The sequence below is a fragment of the Peptoniphilus sp. BV3C26 genome, assembly GCF_000478985.1.
Classification (GTDB): Bacteria; Bacillota; Clostridia; order Tissierellales; family Peptoniphilaceae; genus Peptoniphilus_B; species Peptoniphilus_B koenoeneniae.
The window spans coordinates 21,180-28,242 of record NZ_AWXB01000055.1 but is presented as its reverse complement, the minus strand read 5'-3'; the positions used below and the strand labels follow the sequence as shown (position 1 = coordinate 28,242).

At 32.2% G+C, this 7,063-nt stretch carries 12 protein-coding genes; 8 read left to right on the top strand and 4 right to left on the bottom strand.

Annotated features, from left to right (window positions below):
• Positions 1–85 precede the first annotated feature (85 nt).
• From HMPREF1253_RS05840 to HMPREF1253_RS05830, 3 genes are all read right to left on the bottom strand, one after another.
• Positions 86–1,150 carry a tyrosine-type recombinase/integrase gene (locus HMPREF1253_RS05840; protein ID WP_023055809.1) on the bottom strand — a complete coding sequence of 355 codons (1,065 nt, stop codon included), beginning with the start codon at positions 1,148–1,150 and terminating at the stop codon, positions 86–88.
• 104 nt (positions 1,151–1,254) lie between these two features.
• Positions 1,255–1,683, bottom strand: coding sequence for a hypothetical protein (locus tag HMPREF1253_RS05835; RefSeq protein ID WP_023055822.1), 429 nt, complete (start codon positions 1,681–1,683; stop codon positions 1,255–1,257).
• 51 nt (positions 1,684–1,734) lie between these two features.
• Complete coding sequence (locus HMPREF1253_RS05830) at positions 1,735–2,352, bottom strand: LexA family transcriptional regulator (protein WP_023055802.1); 618 nt, start codon at positions 2,350–2,352, stop codon at positions 1,735–1,737.
• 158 nt (positions 2,353–2,510) lie between these two features.
• Between HMPREF1253_RS05830 and HMPREF1253_RS05825 the strand changes: the two genes are divergently transcribed.
• From HMPREF1253_RS05825 to HMPREF1253_RS05815, 3 genes are all read left to right on the top strand, one after another.
• Positions 2,511–2,735, top strand: a complete 225-nt coding sequence (locus HMPREF1253_RS05825) for a helix-turn-helix transcriptional regulator (RefSeq protein WP_023055807.1) — start codon at positions 2,511–2,513, stop codon at positions 2,733–2,735.
• Between the two features lie 51 nt (positions 2,736–2,786).
• Positions 2,787–3,005 carry a hypothetical protein gene (locus tag HMPREF1253_RS05820; RefSeq protein ID WP_023055808.1) on the top strand — a complete coding sequence of 73 codons (219 nt, stop codon included), beginning with the start codon at positions 2,787–2,789 and terminating at the stop codon, positions 3,003–3,005.
• Positions 3,006–3,146: 141 nt separating this feature from the next.
• Positions 3,147–3,389, top strand: a complete 243-nt coding sequence (locus HMPREF1253_RS05815; RefSeq protein ID WP_023055834.1) for a hypothetical protein — start codon at positions 3,147–3,149, stop codon at positions 3,387–3,389.
• Here the strand turns inward: HMPREF1253_RS05815 and HMPREF1253_RS05810 are convergent.
• Complete coding sequence (locus HMPREF1253_RS05810) at positions 3,375–3,902, bottom strand: hypothetical protein (RefSeq protein ID WP_023055795.1); 528 nt, start codon at positions 3,900–3,902, stop codon at positions 3,375–3,377. The two genes, HMPREF1253_RS05815 and HMPREF1253_RS05810, sit on opposite strands and share 15 nt — an antisense overlap.
• Before the next feature lie 48 nt (positions 3,903–3,950).
• On the opposite strand from HMPREF1253_RS05810, the gene HMPREF1253_RS05805 reads away from it, so the two are divergent.
• From HMPREF1253_RS05805 to HMPREF1253_RS05785, 5 genes are all read left to right on the top strand, one after another.
• A complete protein-coding gene (locus HMPREF1253_RS05805) occupies positions 3,951–4,139 on the top strand; it encodes a hypothetical protein (protein ID WP_023055812.1) in 189 nt (62 codons plus the stop codon).
• Between the two features lie 236 nt (positions 4,140–4,375).
• On the top strand, positions 4,376–4,657 hold the full coding sequence (locus HMPREF1253_RS05800) for a hypothetical protein (RefSeq protein ID WP_023055825.1): 282 nt from the start codon (positions 4,376–4,378) through the stop codon (positions 4,655–4,657).
• Positions 4,641–6,437 carry an AAA family ATPase gene (locus tag HMPREF1253_RS05795; protein ID WP_023055827.1) on the top strand — a complete coding sequence of 599 codons (1,797 nt, stop codon included), beginning with the start codon at positions 4,641–4,643 and terminating at the stop codon, positions 6,435–6,437. Before HMPREF1253_RS05800 ends, HMPREF1253_RS05795 begins: the two co-directional genes overlap by 17 nt.
• On the top strand, positions 6,430–6,630 hold the full coding sequence (locus HMPREF1253_RS05790) for a hypothetical protein (RefSeq protein ID WP_023055836.1): 201 nt from the start codon (positions 6,430–6,432) through the stop codon (positions 6,628–6,630). Before HMPREF1253_RS05795 ends, HMPREF1253_RS05790 begins: the two co-directional genes overlap by 8 nt.
• Complete coding sequence (locus HMPREF1253_RS05785; protein ID WP_023055821.1) at positions 6,627–7,061, top strand: single-stranded DNA-binding protein; 435 nt, start codon at positions 6,627–6,629, stop codon at positions 7,059–7,061. The genes HMPREF1253_RS05790 and HMPREF1253_RS05785 overlap by 4 nt, the downstream gene beginning before the upstream one ends.
• Positions 7,062–7,063 lie beyond the last annotated feature (2 nt).

The window sequence follows — 7,063 nt, the reverse complement described above, 5'->3', positions numbered from 1 at the left end:
TTTTAAGCCTTTTGTTGTTGTGGAAATCTGGCACAATCTTGAGAGGATACGTTACAGATACGTTACACATAAGTTACAAAAGGTTCTATATAGAATCTACTGCATCAAGCATAATATCAAGTCTGGCTGGCTGATATAGTTTTGTAGTAGATTCTTTTTCATGGCCCATAAGATCTGCTTGGGTTTTATTGTCAATATTATTAATTCTTAAAAGCTCTGCGTAGGTGTGCCTACATGAATAAGGCACAAACTTATTAGAATTAATTCCGCATTTTTCTAAAGCTTCTTTAAAATATTTCTTGCTGTAGTTATCTACGCTCATTTTTTCACCCGTTACTGTTTTTAACAAATATCCGTTCTTATTTGCGGAATTTATCATTTTTTTGACTACTGGTAATAATTTTTTTGGAATAGGAATAATCCTATTTTTGCCCTTTTCAGTTTTAACTCCAACTCCTTCAATTTTTCTTTTTTCAATAGAAGTATTAAAAATAGTACATTGTATCATTTCAGAGGGCCTCATGCCTGTATAAGTCATCAAAAGGATGCTGTCTACATAATCAATTTTAAATACGTTTTGCCATAATTTTTCAATGTCAGAATTCGTAAAAGAATCTCTGGTCTGTGGCTTTTTTTGAGAAAATACAATAATTCCTTGCGAAGCATCAAAAGACACGATCTCCTCTTTTAAAAGGTACCAATATACGATTTGCAAAACTACCTTAGTTCTTTGCTTGGTTGATTGGCCTAAAACTTCTCCAGTTTTTTTGTTAATAAGATTATTGAATACATCTTGATAGTCGCTTGTACTTATTGTTTTTACATCTTTTTCCCACAGAGGCTCTAACCTCTTAAAGTCATTTTCATAACTTTCCAAAGTTCTTTCAGAAGTTTTGCCTATTTCGTAAAGTTCTTTAATAGATAGATCAAAGGCCTCTTTAAGTGTGTATTTCTTTTCAGATTTTTTCTTGCACAACTCTTGCCAATTTTGCAGAGCTTCTTTAGCTTCTCTTAAAGTTTGAAAAGTGCCTAATGAAATTTGTTTAAATTCATTTGGTGCGACTTCAACTGGTGGAGTTCTCACCCAATACTTTTTAGATCTATTGCCTTTTAATTTTGTGATTGATCCAATAAAATTCTTTTTTGCCATTTTAATCACCTCATCTTTTTGATATAATTTTTTTGGGAAGTAAAACACTTAGTGTTTTGGAGAGCTTGCATTTTATGCGGGCTCTTTTTTTGTATCATAAAATATTATTTATTTTCTTTTTTATAACTTCTTATCACTATTAAAGAAATGACAATAGGTATAAAACTTAAAAACATAACTGTTTTATCTTTAGTAAGTAGCGAAAGTATAAAAGTAATAATTCCTACAGGCAATATTACGAACTTATATATTTTATAATAGCCTTTTGGTATCTTAACTTTTGGTACTGGCTCTAAATTATTACAGTATTCACTGAAATCATCATCTTCAGAGCTAGAAATTAAATCTCTAATGTCGACTGTGGTCTTATCATAAACTTTATTGTAAACAGATTTCTTTGGATCCTTAACTATTCCTGCACCTTTCTTTCCATAAGTAGGATCGATTGATTTCTTAACTGCTCTTTTCATTTTTCCTGTAGTTCTGGAAGAAATTGATTTTTTAATACTTGGCTTTCTCATACCAATTTTCATGAAATACCTCCTTTTTAAGAGAAGACAAAGAGTGCTTGCGCAATGCACTCTTTAATCTTTCTTGCTGTAAACTCCAACAAGCTTTCCTAATACTCTTATATTTCCGCTGGTGTAGACTCTTGGCCAATCTGTCAGATCGGGATTTTCTGCTTGTAAAATAATGCTATTGTTGGTTAAACTAAATCTTTTTAAGGTCGCTTCGTCATCTATTAATATTGCTCCAATTTCGCCATTTTCTAAAGTTGGTTGTTGTCTGATAAACACTATATCGCCGTCATAAATATTGGCATTGACCATTGAATCACCTTTGACACAAAGCCCAAAGTCTGCACGTACTCTGCTGTCTATTAGAAAGTAATCAACAATATTCTCTTCTGCTAATATAGGGCTTCCAGCTGCAATAGTTCCTAATATAGGAATTGACTGAGCATTTTTTAGTGGCGCCTGTGGTTCTTCACTACTTTCTGTTAGGTCAGTTCTTCTAATTCCAAAATAGTTTGCTATTTCTTGTATTTTATCTGGCCTTGGATAAGTATTTTTGTTAAACCAGTTTGAAACAGTTGTTTCAGGATATTTCATTTCTCTGGCAAATTCAGTTTGTGTTAGATCCAACTTGTTTAAATAATATAAAAGATTTTTAACTAAAATATCATTTCTACTTTCAGTCATTTGATTCACCTCACTTTCTTACTTATATAATACCCCTTTTAGGTAACAAAAACAACAAAAAAGTAAAAAAAAGAAAAAAAACTACCGATAAAGGGTTGACAGTACCGAATAAAGGGAGTATACTTGCATTGTACTAAGATGAGAGGGGGCGAGAAAACGTGGTTACAACAATAACTTTAAGAGCAGCTAGAGTAAATGCTGGATTATCTTTAAGAGAAGCAGCAGAAAAAATAGGAAAAAGTCCAAAAGCTGTGAGTTACTGGGAGCGAGGGATCGTACCGATTAAAGCTATAGATTTTGATAAGCTATGTACTGAAGTGTATAGTATAGATCCATCTATAGTAGAGATTCCTATTGTAGATGACGGAAATTACGATGAGTAATTTTTTTTACTCAAACACTACCGAAAAACGGGAGAAAAAGAGGTGTACAGAATGTTACCAAAAAAAATACCAGTAACAGAAGCTTATAAATTATTAGGCATAACAAAAGAAAGTTTAACGCAGGGTTTAAAACAAAACTGTTTTCCTTTCGGAGTAGCAGTAAAGCACGAAATTGAATGGAGCTATTTTATATGGCTAAGACCATTATTAAAATTCTTAGATATGTCAGAAGCAGAATATGAGGAGTGGAAAGAACATGGAAAACAATGAAAGATAAAAATAGTAATAATAGTGAAATATTAAGTTTCTTAATCAATATTTTAGTAAGTGTAATAACTACTACAGTAGTTTACTTCTTACTATCCAAATAATAATGGTCGTGAGTGCAGAAACAAAAAGAAAGGTGAATCAATGAAAGAAATTAAATGCGATGGATGTGGAAAAGTAATTAAGGGATATTATCCAGATGTAGAAATTCAAGGATGTGATTACTACAAACACACTTTAATAGTGCCTGGAATGAAAAAAACAAAAATTAATTATTCATTAGAAATTGATGCTCGTGAGGGAAATAACCCAGCTAAATATAATTTTTGTTCATTGTCATGTTTAGAAAAAAGCTTGGACCATATCAAAGAACTAATTGATGGGTAAAATATCAACTATTTTTAAAGGTAATGGTAACAAGTATTCAATTCGAGGACTTTTTTCAAAGATTTTTCCATTCCAATAGTTATTAGCAAACATTTCTACTGAAAACATACTTAAATTTGCGGCAATAATGTCACGCCAAGCAGCATCGAATTTATAAATATGATCCGACTCAAAGACTAATATATTTGCTGATTGAAGTTTTAATTGTTTGTACCAAAAAGTGGCTTCTTTTATAGAAGAGGAGCAAAAAACACTTTGGAACCTGGAAGGCAAGTTTGAGAATGACTTTTGACGAAATATTTCTAAGATTACTTCAGAAGTATAAGAACTGTATTCAACAGAGCTGGGGTTTATGTATGAAGAATATTTATAACCCATTTGGCTAAGACCTTCAGGGAAATGGTCTTGGCAATATTCCAAAAGTTCTGGATTTGAGTTTGTAGGTAACGACAAGTAATTCAACACATCATTTACTTTGAAATGAGTTTTTCTATTAACGTGATAAAAAAGCATTTAATCATCTCCTTATGGAGATTATAGCAAATAAAGAAAGGAGCAGAAATGGATAAAAACGAAAAACTAATATTGAAAGTACAAAAGAACTACTCTCCAGCTAATGCATATTTAAGAATTACCACAGATGTAGCTGAAAGAGTTAAATCTGTAGCAAAAAACGTAAATAAAGATTACTCAACGATCACTTGCGAATTATTAGAATTTGCACTTGATAGAGTTGAAATCATTGAATGAGGTGAGAGAAATGAAATTAGTTTTTAAAAATGGAAGCTATATAGATTTTAACAAAGGCATCTGGGTAGGGTTAAAAGCCATAGTTTTTATGGTGCTTTTAATTTCACTGCTTGCATTTGTAGGAGATTGATATATGAGAGAGGCAAATGAAAAAAGCCCTGCAGCTACCAACAACAGGACTTTAAATAAGTAAAAAAACATTTATTTGCCTCTATTATAACACAAGGAGGATGAAAATGAAAAAAATAGAATGTTTTAAAGCATCTGACGGAACGCTTTTTGAAAGATTTGAAGACGCTCAAAGCTATGAAGAGAAAAGAAAAATTGAAGATGATTTAAGAATGACTTTAAATGTAAGCATTAAAGAAAGTTCTTTAAAAACTATCATATCTAAAAGCTATTATAGCGGAGAAAATGCTAAAGACTTATTTGTCGACTATCTTGCAGAAGTCATGCTAAGAGATATAGAAGCTTTTAAAGATGTTTTTTGCGGAGGCTTAAATGAAAATAAAAATTAAAACTTTAAAACTGCAAAATTTTAAAGGAATTAAGGACTTAACAATAGATTTTAAAGATTTAACAAATATAAGTGGCGATAACGCAGTAGGTAAGACAACAATCTTTGATGCCTACTCCTGGTTACTATGGGATAAGGACAGTTTAAATCGCAAAGACTTTGCAATCAAGCCTTATGACAAAAACGGCGAAGAGATCCACAACTTAGAATCTATGGTTGAGGGTACTCTGGAATTTGATGATGAAGAAATCACTTTGAAAAAGATCTACAAAGAAATCTGGACGAAGAAAAGAGGATCTACACAAGCAGAATTCACAGGCCACACTACCGACTACTATATGAACGCTGTACCAGTTAAAAAGAAAGAGTACACAGACAGAATCTCAAGTGTTATCTCTGAAGACAACTTCAATCTGCTTTCAAATCCTTTGTACTTCAATCAAATTTTAGACAAGAACAAAAGACGAGAAGTCATCTTAGGACTAATAGACGAAGTAAAGCCTGAAGACATAATTGCAAAGAATAAGGATTTAAAAGAGTTAAATCTAAAAGACTATACAGTAGATGAATTAAAGAAAATTGCAAAAGACACAGCCAAGAAAATCAACAAGGACATTGAGTCTATACCAGCAAGGATTGACGAACTAAACAAATCTAAGGTTAAAGATATAGATTTTGGTGCTTTAGATTTTAGAAAAAGAGGAATCCTGCCAGCGATTAAAGAAATAGACACGAAACTTGCAGATGTTTCAAAAATGGCTGAGGGCATGACTGAGATAACAGAGAAAATTACAGAACTTCAAAAAGAGAAAACAGATCTAACAGAAAAATACCAAAATAAATGCTTAGAAGTAAAACTTAAAAATAAAAAAATTTTACAAGAAAAAGAACATGACAAATTAGTAATTGAAGAAGCTAAAAAGAATATAGAAAAGCTTAAAGATTTAGTTGAAAAGGCTAGGGAAAAATGGCAAGAAGTCCACAAAGAACAATATCAAGGAAATTTTAAATGTCCAACTTGCGGGCAGGATTTATTGCCTGACCAAATTGAAAAAACTATGGCCAACTTTAATAAGAAAAAATCTGAGAAATTAACAAGTATTGAAGAAAAAGCAAAAGATTTAAAGATAAAAATTGAAGAATGCGAAAAAACAATTTATGTGGTCAAGGAATATAAGACAGAAGACCTGCCGACAGAGCCTGAAAGACTTAAAGAAATTGACCAGGAAATAGCAGAAACCAAAGAAAGATTAAATAGCTTTTCCTTAACTGACAAGACAGAACTTTTAAAGAAAAAAGACGAGCTTAATAAAGAGTTGGATGAAGTCAATAGAGAGCTTTCATTGCAAGGACAAGACGATAAGATTGACGAGAGAATTAAAGAGCTTGAAAGCCAAGAAAAAGACCTTGCAAAGTCTTACGAGGAGCAACAAAGAATTATTTATCTTTGCGAAGAATATACAAAAACATACGTCAATTTAGTAAGCGGCAGAATCAATAACAGTTTTAACCGTGTTAAATTTAAGCTTTTTGAAAATCAAATAAATGGCGGAATAACTGAAGCTTGCGAAGTAACTCTTGGTGGTGTGCCTTACGGTGATTTAAACAACGCGGCAAAGATAAACGCAGGTCTTGATGTGATTAATACTCTGTCAGATAGGCTTGATTTAAAAGTACCAATATTTATAGACAACGCAGAAAGCGTAAATAAGCTGATTAAGACAGATGCACAGTTAGTGAGATTGATAGTCAGTAAAGATAAGGAGCTTAAAGTTGAGTGAAGTTTTAGATGCTTGGTGGTATACACCTTTCACCGCTGAAATTCCTGTGATTGGAATAGTTAAAGTCAAGACAGAGAGCGAAGTTAAATTTTATATAGGCACAGGCTACGGTCAAGATTTAAAAGAAGACATAGAAAGAATTTTAAAATATGGGGATAGATTTTATCCAGAGGTTTTTGGAGGAAAAGAATGAATAACGTGAATTTAATTGGAAGATTAGTAAAAAATCCTGAACTTAGATACAGCCAATCAGGAATGGCAGTTTTAAGGTTTACAGTTGCAGTTGACAGAAAATTAAGTAAAGACAAGAAAGAAGAGGCACAAAGAAATAACCAGCCGACAGCAGATTTTATATCCTGTGTAGCTTTTGGAAGTACAGCAGAAGTCATAGCGAATTATCACAGTAAGGGAAGTCAGATAGGAGTTGAAGGTAGAATACAAACAGGCTCATACGAGAAAGACGGAAGAACAATTTATACAACTGATGTCATGGTGAATGCCATCACTTTTGTTGGATCTAAAAATAATACTGATGGTGGAAATTACCGAAATAGTAATAACAAGCAAGATGATTATAGTGATGATGGATTTTTCCCAGTAAATAATGACGATATACCATTTTAATA